General features: G+C 40.2%; 15 protein-coding genes. 12 read left to right on the top strand and 3 right to left on the bottom strand.

Annotated elements, in window-relative coordinates; genetic code table 11:
* Nucleotides 1-91: 91 nt before the first annotated feature.
* From mutL to AACH28_RS18075, 4 genes are read left to right on the top strand one after another with little or no spacing between them, the layout of a single operon-like run.
* A complete protein-coding gene (gene mutL, locus AACH28_RS18090; protein WP_312357290.1) occupies nt 92-1978 on the top strand; it encodes a DNA mismatch repair endonuclease MutL in 1887 nt (628 codons plus the stop codon).
* Between the two features lie 12 nt (nt 1979-1990).
* Nucleotides 1991-2677 (top strand): rhomboid family intramembrane serine protease, encoded by a 687-nt coding sequence (locus tag AACH28_RS18085; RefSeq protein ID WP_312357289.1) that lies wholly within the window; start codon nt 1991-1993, stop codon nt 2675-2677.
* 11 nt (nt 2678-2688) lie between these two features.
* Nucleotides 2689-3567: a rhomboid family intramembrane serine protease gene (locus AACH28_RS18080; protein WP_286769124.1), complete on the top strand. Its 879-nt coding sequence runs from the start codon at nt 2689-2691 to the stop codon at nt 3565-3567.
* A complete protein-coding gene (locus AACH28_RS18075) occupies nt 3512-4675 on the top strand; it encodes an endonuclease/exonuclease/phosphatase family protein (RefSeq protein WP_312357288.1) in 1164 nt (387 codons plus the stop codon). The genes AACH28_RS18080 and AACH28_RS18075 overlap by 56 nt, the downstream gene beginning before the upstream one ends.
* Here the strand turns inward: AACH28_RS18075 and AACH28_RS18070 are convergent.
* Entirely contained in the window at nt 4665-6275 is a 1611-nt protein-coding gene (locus tag AACH28_RS18070) for a S41 family peptidase (protein WP_341831162.1), read from the bottom strand. The genes AACH28_RS18075 and AACH28_RS18070 overlap by 11 nt on opposite strands.
* Before the next feature lie 311 nt (nt 6276-6586).
* Between AACH28_RS18070 and AACH28_RS18065 the strand changes: the two genes are divergently transcribed.
* The 6 genes from AACH28_RS18065 to AACH28_RS18040 all read left to right on the top strand — a co-directional run bounded on the left by AACH28_RS18065 (nt 6587) and on the right by AACH28_RS18040 (nt 12926).
* Entirely contained in the window at nt 6587-7156 is a 570-nt protein-coding gene (locus tag AACH28_RS18065; protein ID WP_075994411.1) for a hypothetical protein, read from the top strand.
* Between the two features lie 130 nt (nt 7157-7286).
* Nucleotides 7287-8684 (top strand): class II fumarate hydratase, encoded by a 1398-nt coding sequence (fumC, locus tag AACH28_RS18060; protein WP_075994412.1) that lies wholly within the window; start codon nt 7287-7289, stop codon nt 8682-8684.
* A 48-nt stretch (nt 8685-8732) separates the two neighbouring features.
* Nucleotides 8733-9221 carry a fumarate hydratase gene (locus AACH28_RS18055; protein ID WP_341831161.1) on the top strand — a complete coding sequence of 163 codons (489 nt, stop codon included), beginning with the start codon at nt 8733-8735 and terminating at the stop codon, nt 9219-9221.
* A 129-nt stretch (nt 9222-9350) separates the two neighbouring features.
* The gene (locus AACH28_RS18050) at nt 9351-10697 is read left to right on the top strand and encodes an IS5 family transposase (RefSeq protein ID WP_341831160.1); all 1347 of its coding nucleotides are present in this window, start codon (nt 9351-9353) and stop codon (nt 10695-10697) included.
* Between the two features lie 57 nt (nt 10698-10754).
* Complete coding sequence (locus AACH28_RS18045; protein ID WP_120335055.1) at nt 10755-11909, top strand: MFS transporter; 1155 nt, start codon at nt 10755-10757, stop codon at nt 11907-11909.
* A 15-nt stretch (nt 11910-11924) separates the two neighbouring features.
* Complete coding sequence (locus AACH28_RS18040) at nt 11925-12926, top strand: acyltransferase family protein (RefSeq protein WP_341831159.1); 1002 nt, start codon at nt 11925-11927, stop codon at nt 12924-12926.
* Nucleotides 12927-12947: 21 nt separating this feature from the next.
* Here the strand turns inward: AACH28_RS18040 and AACH28_RS18035 are convergent, their stop codons facing one another.
* A complete protein-coding gene (locus AACH28_RS18035; protein WP_341831158.1) occupies nt 12948-13412 on the bottom strand; it encodes a copper resistance protein NlpE in 465 nt (154 codons plus the stop codon).
* 201 nt (nt 13413-13613) lie between these two features.
* The gene (locus AACH28_RS18030; RefSeq protein WP_075994416.1) at nt 13614-13988 is read right to left on the bottom strand and encodes a DUF3127 domain-containing protein; all 375 of its coding nucleotides are present in this window, start codon (nt 13986-13988) and stop codon (nt 13614-13616) included.
* Nucleotides 13989-14065: 77 nt separating this feature from the next.
* On the opposite strand from AACH28_RS18030, the gene AACH28_RS18025 reads away from it, so the two are divergent.
* Together AACH28_RS18025 and AACH28_RS18020 are read left to right on the top strand one after the other, a co-directional pair.
* Complete coding sequence (locus AACH28_RS18025) at nt 14066-15244, top strand: THUMP domain-containing protein (protein ID WP_341833129.1); 1179 nt, start codon at nt 14066-14068, stop codon at nt 15242-15244.
* Entirely contained in the window at nt 15237-15884 is a 648-nt protein-coding gene (locus AACH28_RS18020) for an HD domain-containing protein (protein WP_341831157.1), read from the top strand. Before AACH28_RS18025 ends, AACH28_RS18020 begins: the two co-directional genes overlap by 8 nt.
* Nucleotides 15885-16112 lie beyond the last annotated feature (228 nt).

The raw sequence follows: 16112 nt of genomic DNA, 5'->3' as shown, positions 1-16112 counted from the left end.
TTTTTGTTTTTAAAGAACATACGGAATGTCCAGTTGATTTTCATCAGTGTTTATACGCTGTAAATATGGATATTTCTTAACTTTGTATTATATGTCGGATATTATTCAATTACTTCCAGATAATGTTGCTAATCAGATTGCGGCGGGAGAAGTGGTGCAGCGACCAGCGTCTGCCATTAAAGAATTGATTGAGAATGCTATTGATGCTGGAGCTGACAAAATAAAACTTATTGTTAAAGATGCAGGCAAGTCATTGATCCAGGTCATTGACAATGGCTGTGGCATGAGCGTAACTGATGCTCGTCTTTGTTTTGAACGTCACGCAACATCGAAAATTCGTAAGGCTGAAGACTTATTCGCTATCCGTACGATGGGTTTCCGTGGCGAAGCAATGGCATCCATTGCTGCGATTGCACAGGTAGAGCTCAAAACACGCCGCATTGAAGATGAACTGGGTACAGTTGTTGAGATCGAGGGATCAAAAGTTGTCAACCAATACCCGGAAGCTGTTGCTGCCGGAACAAATATTTTAGTTAAAAATCTTTTTTACAATATTCCTGCACGGAGAAACTTCCTAAAGAGCAACTCGGTAGAAATGCGTCATATTATTGATGAATTTCAACGTATTGCCTTATCAAATCCACAGATTTTCCTAACCCTACATAGCGACGGAAATGAGATCTACCATTTGCCGGCTGAGACGCTGAAACAACGTATTGTCCATATTTTTGGCAACAATTACAATCAGCGACTTGTCCCGGTGGAAGAAGATACGTCCATCATCAAGGTAGAAGGTTTTGTTGGGAAACCTGAATTTGCAAAAAAAACACGTGGTGAACAGTTTTTCTTTGTCAACAAACGCTTTGTACGTGATCCATACCTGCACCATGCAGTCATGAATGCTTATGAAGATATTTTACAGGCCGAAACATTCCCTTTCTATGTATTATTTATCGACATAGATCCTGCACGCATCGATATCAACGTACACCCTACCAAGACCGAAATTAAGTATGAAGACGATAAGGCTATTTACGCCATTATCCGTTCAGCCGTAAAAAGATCGTTGGGACGGTACAATATCATGCCATCTTTGGATTTTGAACAGGAAACAAGCTTCACCAATCTTATTACAAAAAAGGCATTGGATGAAATTATCGTTCCAACGGTAACTTTTAATCCAGACTTCAATCCATTTGATACAGACAAATCGAAATCCAATTCGAGCTACACCCGTTCAGAAAGCTACGCTGAAGGACTTAACAAGAAAACAGGTGGCATACCCAGCAATTGGGATTCCCTGTACCAAATCGTCGAAGAAGAGGAATCTGTTCAGCTGCCATTGCATGATGAGCCGGAATTACGCACCGATGACCCACAGATCATTCAGGTTGAAGATAAATCATCGTCGAAGCTCTTTTTCCAGCTGCATAATAAATATATTGTTTCGCAGATTCACTCCGGATTTATCCTGATCGATCAACAAGCGGCACATGAACGTATTCTCTTTGAGCAATTTCTTTCACAGCTGGACCAACATAAAGGTCTAAGTCAGCAAAGTTTGTTTCCCCAGACTTTGGATCTGAATGCTGCAGATAATGAATTAATGAAGGACCTCCTGGAGGACATCAACGGCTTAGGCTTTCAAATTCGTGAATTTGGAAAAAATTCCTATATTATTGACGGAATTCCTGCAGATTTAGGGACAGGATTCGACGAAATAAAAATGATTGAGAAAATATTGGAGGATTACAAAAACAATCAATCTGAGTATAAGCTCGCTAAGCGCGAAAACCTCGCAAAAAGCCTGGCCCGTAATGCGGCCATTAAACCTGGCACCGCATTGGACAATACAGCAATGGCAGAGCTTGTGGACAGACTTTTTGCTTGTCACTCACCCAATATCTCCATCTATGGAAATCCTGTAATTGTAACATTTACATTGCAAGAATTAGCGGAAAAATTTGGTAAAAATTAGAAGATAAAATATATGTTTCCACAACTGACACCTGTTATCAAGAATTTATTGATCATCAATATTATATTTTATATTGGATCTCAACTTGTACCTGTAGCTTATGATTATCTTGCGGTCTATTACCCCGACTCGCCTTGCTTTAAAATCTGGCAAGTGATCACGCACATGTTTATGCATGACAAAAACAACATTACCCATATCTTCTTCAATATGTTTTCCCTGGTCATGTTCGGTCCTATGATTGAGCAGGTGCTTGGGTCAAAACGTTTTTTAAATTTCTACCTGGTTTCAGGAATCGGTGCTTGGTTTCTTTATACGGCTGTGAATGGCATACAACTCTATAATGCGACGGGTTCTTTCGCTCCGCTACATGGCATGAGCGGGAACGAACTTATTTCCATGGCCAATACTGGGAACAACGAAGCATTAACCTACCTTATTCCAATGTTGGGTGCTTCGGGAGCTATTTATGGTGTACTATTGGCATTTGCCTACCTTTTTCCAAACATACCGCTTCAATTTTTGTTTATTCCTGTACCAGTCAAAGCGAAGTATATGATCGGTGGATTTATCCTCATCGAAATATACATGAGCTTATCTAGACCAGGAGATTCTGTGGCTCACCTGGCTCACGTCGGTGGTGCACTATTTGGCTATCTACTGCTTAAACTGTGGAAGATTAGAAAAGGAATTTATTAATATCGTGCGCAATGAATAACATCGGTTTAAAAGATTTTTGGAGACAAACCTATAAAACTGGCTCGCCCGTACCTTTGGTGATCAGTATCCAGGTTTGTTTATTTGTCCTCATTTATTTTTTAGACCTACTCTTCGAATTAAAAATTGTACCACAAAGCTTTTTGGAACCTACGGTGCGTCTATTAAGTTTACCGAGTAATTTCTCAAGTTTTATTGCACAACCCTGGTCATTGGTTACATCGAATTTCGTTTACGTCAAGCTTTGGACCATACTTTTTGATAGTCTTTGGCTCTATTGGGTCGGTCAGATCTTTTTTACCTTCTTAAACACCCGGCAATTTCTGTTTGTCTATATTGCCTCATGGCTGCTCGGCAGCGTGCTCTATATGGGCTTTGGGTCACTTATTCCCATGCCAAGTAACTTACAGCTCATGGGAGGCTCTCTCCCCTTGGCAGCGGTATTAGCCGCGATTGTGACTTTGGTTCCCAAGTATGAGCTACGGCTTTTGCTTTTGGGTAACATCAAGCTAAAATTAGTGGCCATTGTCTATTTTGGCCTAGAATTTCTTGCCCTTACGATGACGAATCGACCTGCTGCCATTTCGTATTTTGCGGTTGTCCTTTTTGGAATGGGCTTCACTTATGCGCTAAAATCGGGGATGGACTGGTCTACAATTTTTCAGAAAAAACAACAGAAGCCTGCAAAAATGAAAGTTGTTGTGGGTAACAATATACCGACAAATCGGAAACATCGTTATGACTTACCCAATCAGGATGAAATCGATGCTATCTTAGATAAAATTTCTATTTCTGGCTATGACAGTCTAACGAACCATGAAAAAGAAACGCTCTTTAGGGCAAGCAATAGTGGTGACAAGGTTGATGGATAGAAGGACATTTTTAAGGAGAAAACTGGGCTTTATCAGTAAAACAATGTTCCTGGCAAATATGCTTGCGATCGTTGCTTTACTTATGAGTTATACGGCGACCTTCATTAATCCCAAATCCTTTTGGCCGATTGCATTTATGGGCTTAGGCTACCTTCCGATCCTCCTTATCAATATTGGATTTATCTTTTATTGGCTACTCCGCAAACGGAAAATTGCGCTTTATTCGCTCATAACGATCCTCATTGGGTGGCCTTTTTTAACTAAGCATTGGAATATTCGCAAAGAGAATGCCCCTGTATCATCGGAGGTACGTACGCTTCGCATCATGACTTTCAATGCTCATCTGTTCAAGAAGGTAAACGATGAGAAAAAGAACTTCAAAGCCGACGTTGTCCGCATTATTGACAGCATCTCTCCTGATGTGATCTGCTTTCAGGAATATATTAGCAAGATTAAGGGAAAACATGTTTTCTCTGAGGAATTCAAAGATAAATTGGGATATGACTATTTTTTCTTTGAACCGAGCTCTAAAAACGATTATGAGGCGTATGGAATGGCTGTTCTTTCGCGTTTCCCGATCTATGATTCAGGAACCATCAGAGACAACGATTACGGAATCAACCGGATTAGTTATGTTGATATCAAAAAGCAGGACACCCTGATCCGCATCTACAATATACATTTACGTTCTTTTGCGCTGCAAAATGAAGACAAGGAATTTATCCAAAACCTGTCCAATAATAATGAATCGGATAATTCGAGGACCCGTAAATTGAGCCGCAAACTTAAAAGTGCCTTCGAGCTACGCAGCGAACAGGCGCATTCGTTAAAGAAGCACATGAATGAATGTCAATATCCTTATATTGCCGTAGGTGATTTCAACGATACGCCAATGAGCTACTCGGTCAATTTAATTGGAGATGGGCTGTACAATGCGTTTAAGGAGAAAGGTAACGGCTGGGGAGTGACCCATCATGCCCTCCTACCGATCTTTCAGATCGACTATATTTTTGCTAGCCAGAAATTTCAGGTAATGAATTATCAGATTGTCAAACAGAAATTATCGGATCATTACCCTGTATGGTCTGATCTTAGGCTTAAACCTTAGGCATCTGATACCCCAATGTTTTAAGTCCTATTTCAATAAATTTATCCCTTCGATTTTTGATTTTATAATAGGCCTCACGACCAAAATAATATCGACCGACCAAGGCTTCGATATCGGATTGAATCAAATCATGTAAGTTTTTTGCTTCTTTGGCGGTGACCGAAATCCGCTTCTGACTGTTGAGATATGAAATAAATAGATCAAATTCTGTTGTCGGTAAGTGGTAACCGCTAATAAAATTCTCTATAGAATATGCGGGCAAATGTTTCGTGAAGCGATCATAAACAAATTCTTCGATCGCATTGGAATGAAATATCTCGCGGTATTTGGCACTGGTTTCGTTGGTGTCAATCGGAATAGTAACATCCGGAAGAATACCACCACCACCAAAAACAAGTTTCCCTTTGCTGGTGGTAAACATTTCTTTTTGGCTGAATTCAGTGTCCATCGTCCATAGATCGAAGCCTGTCATGTATTTCGCAGCATCAAAATTGGCGCGTGTGTATTTTCGCTGAATGCATCTTCCAAGAGGGGTATAGTAGCGAGCTACAGTCAGATTGATTGCAGAGCCATCCGAAAAGTCAAATTGTTCTTGTACTAAGCCTTTACCATAGGACCTGCGGCCGACAATCGTTGCCCGGTCCAGATCCTGAAGCGCACCACCCAAAATTTCGCTTGCTGAAGCTGTACTTTCGTTGATCAGCACAATGACACGGCCATCGCCAAAATCGCCAGTTTTCTCGGAATAGAAATCCTGGCGAGGTTCATTGGCACCTTCGGTATACATCAATAGCCTTTTTTCTTTGAAAAATTGACCTGCCAGATCAATCGCTGTATGGACAAATCCGCCACCATTATTGCGTAGATCCAAAATAAGATCCTGAGCACCGCTTTTTCGTAAATCAATGAGTGACTGTCTGAATTCGTCGGCAGTTTTATGTCCAAACCTTCGAATCTTCACATAAGCTGTCTTTGGAGCGATCATATAGGATGCATCTAAGCTCGATACATTTACCTGATCCCGAATAACTTTAATTGGATTGCTCAATACCTCCCCATTGCGTTGAATGGAAATCAAAACTGCTGTCCCTTTCTTGCCACGGATAAGTTTTTCAATTTCGGATTCAGTCACCTTTCTTCCGACAAGATCCTTATTTCCGATCTTTAAAATGCGGTCACCAATACGCATACCTGCTTTTTCTGCAGGACCAGCAGCCACCATCCCAACAACAAGTAGCGTATCTTTCAGGCGAAAGTACTCTACTCCGATACCATCAAATGTTCCCTCAAGAGTTTCCTGCTTTGCTAGCACTTGATTGGGTTTCAAAAAGGTGGAAAAAGGATCCAGGCGGGAAACAACATGCTCAATGGCTTCGTCTTGAACGGTGTCTATACTGACATTGTCGACATAATTCTCAGCAATTAACTGAATGAGATATTGTAATTTATCGGAATTGCCATTGGAGCGCAAACTTGAAAAGGTGGTTTTCTGGTTACTTCCCTGCTCCTCGGCATAATTTTGTCCCAACAGCAAGCCGAGAAGCAATACTGCAGCATATGTAGCGGCTACAAAAATATTTCGTTTAATACTTTTCTGCATGGGAAATCTTCATGAATTACCGAAGATGAGACAAACTATTCAACAATTAATTACTTTATCAAAAATAGCAAGTTTATTCGGTTAAACGAGTTTTTGAACCCATATTTTTACATTAAAAACAAAAAGTTCACGTCCTTGTTTTGGTCAAGGAACAAAGCTGTCCATGATTAAAAGTCTTTATCAAAAATCATAACCAAACAGCTCATAGGAGTGCCAAACATTTAATTTCAACAGATGACAATGATCTCTATAATTTAACTTGCAAATTCGCGTAAATTTATCTTAGTTTGAATTGAAAAAGATTCCACTTTATGCACGAAATCGAACCTTATTACAATTGGCGGGACTATTACATTGCCGCTGAAGATGAACAATCCCCATTTTATGGTACAGTCTACAGCGAATTCGATTTTGACAAACAGATCTATAATTTTCTTCTGCACCCACAATGGGACGAATTCGGTTCGCTTACCTTATATCTGAAAATACTATTTGTAGACTATGAAAAACAATACTGTATTATCGAACTGATTGGTGAATGGAATGATGCAATCTACAATGACATCATGTTACTCAAGCGAGAGATTATCGATGTATTGATCAGTCAAGGGATCAAGTATTTTATTCTCATCGGAGAGAATGTACTGAATTTTCATGCTTCAGACGACTCTTACTACGAGGAATGGTTTCAGGATATCGAGGACGGATGGATTGCGGGTATTGGTTTCCGAGAGCATGTTATTGAAGAATTCCAACAGCAAAATATAGATTATTACATTAATTTCGGTGGTACATTGAACGTAATTCCCTGGCGGACGTTAAAACCGAAACAGGTTTTCCACCATGTGAATGATTCCTTGACAAAACGTCTTGGTTTTTAAAGCCTGCTTATTGTGTCTTTATGCTTTAATCCTTGTTCTTTACTGTATTATCCTGTAACTTTGTGAGTGATGTATAATGTGCTTTGCACATATGCTTTTAATTTTTACGTTTTACTTATACTTACATACTATGTCATTCAGAATTGAAAAAGACACAATGGGTGAAGTTCAAGTACCTGCAGACAAATACTGGGGTGCACAAACAGAGCGTTCACGCAACAACTTTAAAATCGGACCGGCAGCTTCAATGCCACACGAAATCGTCGCAGGCTTTGCTTATTTGAAAAAAGCAGCTGCTTATGCTAACCACGAGTTGGGGGTATTACCTGTAGAGAAACGTGATGCGATCGCTACAGTATGTGATGAGATCTTGGCGGGCAAATTGGATGATCAATTTCCATTGGTTATTTGGCAAACGGGCTCGGGTACACAATCCAATATGAATGTGAATGAGGTTGTGGCAAACCGTGCACAAGTATTGGCTGGACATAAAATTGGTGAAGGTGAACCTGTGTTAAAAGCAAATGATGATGTAAACAAATCACAATCATCTAACGATACTTTCCCTACAGGAATGCATATTGCGGCTTACAAAGCTGTTGCTGAAGTTACCATTCCAGGTGTAGAAAAATTGCGTGACACATTGGCAAAAAAAGCTGAGGAGTTTAAAAACGTAGTTAAAATTGGCCGTACACACTTAATGGATGCTACTCCATTGACTCTAGGTCAAGAGATTTCAGGTTATGTCGCTCAATTGAACCATGGTCTGAAAGCTTTAAGAAATACACTTTCGCATTTGTCAGAACTTGCATTGGGTGGTACTGCTGTAGGTACAGGATTAAATACACCAAACGGCTATGACGTTGTCGTTGCTAAATATATCGCTGAATTTACAGGCCTACCTTTCGTAACCGCTGAAAATAAATTTGAGGCGTTGGCTGCTCACGATGCAATCGTTGAAACACACGGTGCATTAAAGCAATTGGCTGTTTCATTAAATAAAATTGCAAACGATATCCGTATGTTGGCTTCTGGCCCACGTTCAGGTATCGGTGAAATCTTGATCCCTGAAAACGAACCAGGGTCATCGATTATGCCAGGTAAAGTTAATCCAACGCAATGTGAAGCATTGACAATGGTTGCGGCGCAAGTGATGGGTAATGATGTGGCTATTACAATTGGTGGAACGCAAGGTCACTATGAACTAAACGTGTTCAAACCATTGATGGCCGCAAACTTCTTACAGTCTGCTCGCCTATTGGGTGATGCTTGTGTTTCATTTGAAGAGCACTGTGCAGCTGGTATCGAACCTAACTACAAACGCATCAAAGAATTGGTAGACAACTCATTGATGTTAGTAACGGCACTGAACACAAAAATTGGTTACTACAAATCAGCAGAAATCGCACAAACAGCACATAAAAATGGTACTACGCTTAAAGAAGAAGCCGTACGCTTAGGTTATGTGACTCCTGAAGATTTCGATGCCTGGGTAAAACCAGAAGATATGGTTGGAAGTTTAAAATAAGCTGTGACTTTTATTTCAATAAAAAACATACGAACAAAAACATACCTATTGGCACTTGCCATAGGTATGTTTTTCTTTTTTACTGCCTGCAAATTCAATTCGGATATGCAGAACGAAGGCGCACCCTTTTTACAGGGAGGATGGGTCCAAGACAGTATTCCAGGACAACAGCAGATGATGCAATATACCTTGACCGATTTCAAGTTTACCTGTGATTCTGTTTACGCGACCATGCACGTCAACAATAAGGTACAAACAATTCCGGATAGCTGTTACAAAAATGGATCCTGGACAGAACATGCAAAGGGTATTTATGTTTTGCGTGGAGACTCCATCATTGTCGATGGTATTTATACCAAAGAGAATGGCAAGCAGAAAATTTCAGGCTGCTATCTTTCCGGCCAGTATATCCCCCGCTTTAAAGTTGTTTATCATGCTGCGGATTCGGTGGTACTGGAAAGCAGATTAGATCAACGTCAGATCATCTTAAGAAAAACTAAAAATGTTACTTGTGTCCCTCAAAAAAGGTATCAATAATTTTTAGTACAATCTATTTAGTCTCTCCTTAAACTACCTATAATTTACTGATTATTAGTATTTTGGATTTAAAATAGCTTGTTTTTTATTGCAAGAATTTGTATCTTAGAGCTTTAAAACCTTGCAAATATGTTGGGGAAAAATCCAGAAAAGAAGCCAGAATTATTTCGCCCAATGTTGGTGGATTTTATTGACCACGAGCATGAACTTGTTCTACTTTCAGAAAAAATAGATTGGAATTATTTTGAGAAAGAATTTTCGCCCTTGTATTCCAAAGTGGGCAATCCGAGCCATCCGATTCGGTTTATGGTGGGTTGTTTGCTACTGAAACATTTGTATAATTTGGGCGATGAGACGTTGGAAAAAGCCTGGATCATGAATCCTTATATGCAGCATTTTTGTGGCAGGGTTTTCTTTGAACACGAATTTCCTTGTGACCCGAGTAATTTTGTTCATTTCCGAAAAAGAATTGGCGAAAAAGGTATCGAAAAAATCTTTGCCTACAGCGTAAGAATGCACGATGCCAAGACGAACACCTCAAATTTTGTTTTGTCCGATACTACCGTTCAGGAGAATAATACCTCTTTTCCTACCGATGCAAAATTGTGCAAAAAAGTGATTGATTATTGCAACAAAATAGCCGGAAATGAAGGCATAAAACAAAGACAACGCTACACAAAAGTCAGCAAACAAATGGTGCGCAACACCTACAACGGAAAACATCCCAAGCGGGCAAAAGCGGCAAGGAAATCTCAAAGACAGCTCAAAACCATCGCCATGAGACTGATTCGTGAATTGCAACGGAATTTTAATGCAGAACAGCAAGAATTTTATAAAGATTTAATGACATTGTACACCAAGGTTGTCACACAAAAAAGAAACGATGCCGATAAAATTTACAGCATTCACAAGCCTTTTACCCGATGTATTGCCAAAGGAAAAGCGCATAGCCAGTATGAATTTGGGAATAAGGTAGGTTTGATAACCACCGCCAACAAAGGCAAGAAAATCATTCTCGGGATTAAAGCATTTTTGCAAACTCCTTACGATGGTCACACCATAGAACCACTTTTGGAACAGATGGAAACCGGTGGTCAAAAGCTCCCAAAAGAACTCCTTTACGATAGAGGTGGCAGAGGAAAATCAGAAATAAAGGGCGTGAAAATCTCCATCCCAAGCACTCCAAGAAAAAAAGACACTGCTTATCAAAAGCAGACAAAGCGCAAAAAATTTAGAACCAGAGCGGCAATAGAACCTATCATCGGACATTTAAAAACCGATTTTAGGCTGGCAAAAAATTACTTCATGGGAGAAACGGGACCACAAATCAATGCATTACTAGCTGCAACCGCTTGGAACATGAAGAAAATGATGGAACTACTGAAACAGAAAATTATTTTCTTATTTTATAAGATACAAATTATGCTGTTTTCTAATCCTGTTTTTAAATATAAATTAAATAGTGGGTTTTGTTAAGGAACGACTATTTATTATCTTCGTACCATTATCGTACAACCTCAACCTTAAAATACAATGAACAAAGGAATTATCGCTTTGGCATTTGGCGGACTTGCCATCGGAATGACCGAATTCACGATGATGGGTATCTTGCCTGATATTGCCAAAGATCTTCATATCGAGATCCCTACTGCCGCGCACCTGATTGCACTATACGCACTGGGTGTTGTTGTAGGTGCCCCAACATTAGTCCTATTTACGGGAAAATATCCGCCAAAGAAGGTATTACTTTTTTTAATGTTGCTCTTCTTTATTTTCAACGGCCTATTTAGTATTGCTCCAGGTCAATTTTTGATCAGCCTCTCCCGTTTTATGGCGGGGCTTCCGCATGGTGCATTTTTTGGTGTTGGATCTGTTGTTGCTGCTCGGTTGGCACCAAAGGGAAAAGAAGCCCAGGCTATATCTATCATGTTTACAGGAATGACCATTGCCAATTTGGCTGGAGTACCGCTAGGAACCTACCTCGGCCATCATTATTCATGGCGTTTGACGTATGGTATCATCAGTATATTGGGGTTAATCACTTTTGCAGCAATTTATGCTTGGATGCCAAAAATTGAAGCTTCCAAAGGGAATAACATCTTTAGCCAGCTCAACTTCTTCAACAAAAAAATTGCCTGGCTATTAATGGCTATTATCGCCATCGGTACCGGTGGACTTTTTGCATGGATCAGTTACATCGCACCTTTAGTGACCAATGTGTCGGGCATCGCTGCTGATCGCGTACCGTTGATTATGGTCCTGATCGGTGTTGGTATGTTTTTCGGGAATCTTATCGGCGGAAAATTGGCCGATACAATCTCCCCAACCAAAGCTGCGATCGCTAGTTTTTCCGCCATGGCGCTATGCCTTGTGATGGTTTACTTTATATCGCCATTGGGCTGGACAGCCTATCCTTTGGCATTTATTACTGGACTGGTATCCTTCACCATTGGTTCGCCGACACAACTGATGTTAATTCGCGCTTCAAAAGAAGCTGCAACGCTGGCTGCGGCAGGTGGCCAGGCTGCCTTTAACCTGGGCAATACCTTAGGTGCATTTTTAGGTGGAATTCCAATAACCTGGGGTTTAGCTTATAACACACCTTCGCTTGTTGGCGTGGGCATGGCGAGCATTGGCGCACTCCTAACGCTGCTGTATTTGAAAGCCTACGACAGTAAAAGTCAATAAAAATAGCATAATCAAATGGCGCGAACCAGTTATATCAGTGTACTACGTATTGTTGCGATATTCCTCGTTATCTTGATTCATTCCTCTTCGGGCTACCTAAACAGCAATGAATTTGAGTCATTCGACTGGAGTTATGCCAATTGGATCAATAGCTTCTCGCGCTTTGCAGTACCCCTGTTTGTCATTATTTCAGGCGCTCTGCTGCTACAGAAAGACGAAAGCACGGGACAATTTTATCGGAAAAGTCTGTTAAAAATTGTCCCGCCCTTTCTTTTTTGGACGATCGTCTATCTTCTCTATTATTTTATCCGCTACATTGATTTTGACTACATCGGTTTTCCACAAGTTATTAACATTGTGTTAATTCGCTTAAAGTCAGGAACGAATGCACACCTTTGGTATCTATATATGATACTTGGGCTCTACCTCGCAGTTCCTTTCATACGCAAAATTGTGGGCAACTGCAGTAAAAGAGAGCTTGAGATCTTTTTGGGGTTGTGGTTTGCAGCGTTATTTTTTACGAATAAATGGTTCAATAGTTACTTACCAAACTTTGATCTGACCTTTTTCTCTGGCTATGCGGGCTACCTGGTCTTGGGGCACTATTTACGTAATTATCCAATCCCCATGGTCAAATTATCAAGTTTTACATTTTTTCTGATCTGCTGTATAATTACAGCTTTGGGAACATATTATTTAAGTGTGTCACGAAGGGAATTTGATCCGACACTTTACAACTATCTTTCACCAAATATCGCATTGAGTGCAGGCTTTTTATTCATCTTCGTGCAAGGCCTTAAACTCCCAGAACAGCTCAAGGCCTTCTGGGAATTTATCGACATTCACAGCTTTGGTATTTACTTATGCCATATTTTATTGCTGAATTATATCCATCCTTTACTCCCCTTATCCACTTTGTGGAAAATCCCTGCAGCAACAGTGCTCACCCTGTTGGCGAGCGCCTTACTGACGTATCTTCTCCGAAAAGTTCCCTACGGTAAATACGTCAGCGGCTAATTCAGTTATCGGAGCTTTATTTTACAGTTTCTCTCCTTCGACCTTATTGTACACATAGAGATGTGCATTGGGACCATCAATCTCATGGCCTTCCTGATCTAGTCCAATCAGCTTATTTTCGCCGACCTTCAATTTCATATTTGTCTCTTTCCCCGTGAGATGAACAACGGATCCGTTGTCATGCCACATGACTTTGCCAGTATCTTCAAACTTGGTATTTTTGTTAATATATTCACTGACAATGGCAAAGGTATTATCATTCTTTAAGGTGATATTGGTTTTGATACCTTCACAATCGGCACAGGGAATAGTAGCTTCATAGGTACCGGCCCAATCCAACGAATTCTGCGATGTATGGGCAGTATCTACCGCCACAGTCTCATGTGCAGTGGAATCTGCGGTTGTATGCTGACTATCTTTTGAGGTTTGATTACATGCACTTAGCGAAATCATTGCTAAGCAAGAGAACAATACGGATAATTTCATATCTATTGTTTTTTTGATGTACGACACCGTATAGCAAGCAATTTCAGCGCCAAGAAAAATCAGGTGCCCATGCTGATGCTATGAAAGAAAAAAGGCTTCGTGAAGAAGCCTTTCTATTGTAAAGAACTGGATTGTTTACAGTTCAAATAATCTAATCTATTGGCTACCGCAAGGGCGATAGTGCATAAAATCCTATTCAGATTAGAATGGTAGATCATCATCATCTGATGAACCAGCCAAATCTACAGGAGCAGGCATATCTGCGTAACCTGGAGAAGATGGTGCTGGAGCAGCATTACCCAATTTTGTTACACGCCATGCGACCAATGAATTGAAATAAGTTGTTACGCCATCTTTATTAGTCCAAGGACGACCACGAAGATTAAAAGATACTTCTACCTCTTCACCAATTGCTAGGTTATCAAAAATTGACGTTCTGTCTTGTGTTGATTCAAAACGGATATACTCAACAAATTGTGGGTTTTCGGCATAAGCTACAATCATATCGCGTTTTTTGAATGATTCTGTCACTTGTTGTGTCGCTCCTATCTCGTGTACTTTTCCTCTAATTTCCATAATCAAAAAAATAAATATTAAAGCGTAAAATTAAGCAATTTTTGAGGAAGAGTTTAATTAACTTTGTACAAAATATGATGGAAGTTTTCAACACCCCCAATAAAGTTATTATAACGTGCAATAAGCGCTTATCTCCTTATTTGCAACAGGAAGTTAAAGAGTTAGGTTTTGACATTGTCAGGGCATTTCCGACAGGAGTAGAATTAAAGGCCAGTATAAACGATACGATCAAGCTCAATCTGAACCTGCGCACAGCATCTCAGATTTTGTATTCGTTAAAAGAGTTTAGGGCCAATAATCCGACGGAGCTCTATGACGAATTGAGTCAAATCGCATGGGAAGAACTCATTCAATTTGACGGATACTTCTCTGTCAGCTCCAATGTGGACAATGAGACAATCAGCACACCATTATTTGCAAACGTCAAGGTTAAAGATGCAATCGTGGACCGAATCAAGGAAAAAAAGGGTATGCGTCCTAACTCAGGTCCGGACAATAATAAAGCGGTTGTGCACTTGTACTGGAAAGATGACCGTGCTGAAATTTTTCTCGATACCTCAGGTGAAACACTAGCGAAACATGGCTACCGGAAGATCCCTGGAAAAGCGCCAATGTTAGAAGCTCTGGCAGCCTCTACTATTATTGCGTCCAAATGGGATGGTCATTCTCCTTTTGTGAACCCGATGTGTGGGTCCGGAACTTTAGCTATCGAGGCAGCTCTGATTGCGACAAACAGAAAACCAGGGTTATTACGCATGAACTATTCATTTATGCATTTCATAGGTTATGATGAAACAGTTTTCTTCCAGGAGCGTCGCGTACTTAAAGATCAGATCAATAAAAAAGCGGCTCCGCAAATTATCGCAAGTGATATTTCGGAAGAGGCTATCAACGTCTCCAAGATGAACGCAAGAACTGCTGGTGTAGAGCAATTAATTTCATTTGAAGTATGCGATTTTGCCGAAACACACGTTCCTAAAGAAGGAGGTGTCATTTTATTCAATCCTGAATATGGTGAACGTTTGGGCACACACAGCAAGCTAGAAATTACCTATAAGCGTATGGGAGATTTCATGAAACAGGAATGCAAAGGTTATAGAGGCTATATATTTACTGGAAATCCAGATCTGGCAAAGAAAATCGGGTTGCGCGCATCCCGACGTATAGAATTTTATAATGGTAAATTAGATTGTAGATTATTAGAATACGAATTATACGAGGGTACTCGCGAAAAAACAAAAGTATTGTATGAATAACATTATTGAGCGCACAGTAGCATTTGTGCAAGACCGGTTGAAATTTGCAGAAGCAGGCCACGATTGGTCGCATATTCAACGCGTATGGAACAATACGAAGTTAATTTTAGAAGATGAAGAAGCAGATGTTATGGTGTGCGAATTGGCGGCGCTATTACATGACATCGCTGACAGTAAATTCCATGATGGCGACGAAACAATCGGCCCTCGTGTTGCCGGAGAGTTTTTGGCAAGTCTAGAAATTTCGCCTGAGATCATTGACCATGTCAAGAAAATCATCTTCAACATGTCTTTCAAAGCAAGTTTAGGTGAAGTTTCATTCCATTCAAAAGAAATGGAGATCGTGCAAGATGCTGACCGTCTAGATGCTATTGGCGCAATAGGTATTGCCCGCGCGTTTAGCTTTGGTGGAAACAAAGGCCGTGAGATGTATAATCCCAACATTCCCGTTCAGGAATATAAGGATAAGGAAGCGTACAAGCATTCGGAAGCTCCCACAATCAATCACTTCTACGAAAAGCTACTATTGTTAAAGAATAAGATGAATACAGAAGCCGCGAAAAGAATCGCAGCGCATCGCCATGAATATATGCTCAGCTTCCTCGATGAGTTCATGGCCGAATGGAACGGTAAAAAATAAATTACACTTAACAATTCCTAAATATAAAAGTGGTACTTTAGATCTTGTACATCGAGATAAAAAGTACCACTTTTTTTTGTCCTATGTAAAATCAGCTTTTAAACAGCTTTGTAAGAAACGATCCTATCATTAGGGGTCGATTTTTTACCATAAACATCTTAATTGGTAATATAAATGCCCAAAAAGAGAAATAGAATAGGAATAAATCACCGAGTGGAACGTGCAGAT

This window comes from Sphingobacterium thalpophilum, assembly GCF_038396785.1.
In the GTDB taxonomy this organism is placed as follows: Bacteria; Bacteroidota; Bacteroidia; order Sphingobacteriales; family Sphingobacteriaceae; genus Sphingobacterium; species Sphingobacterium thalpophilum_A.
The sequence above is the reverse complement of the archived record's forward strand: the minus strand, read 5'-3'. Positions and strand labels throughout refer to the sequence as shown.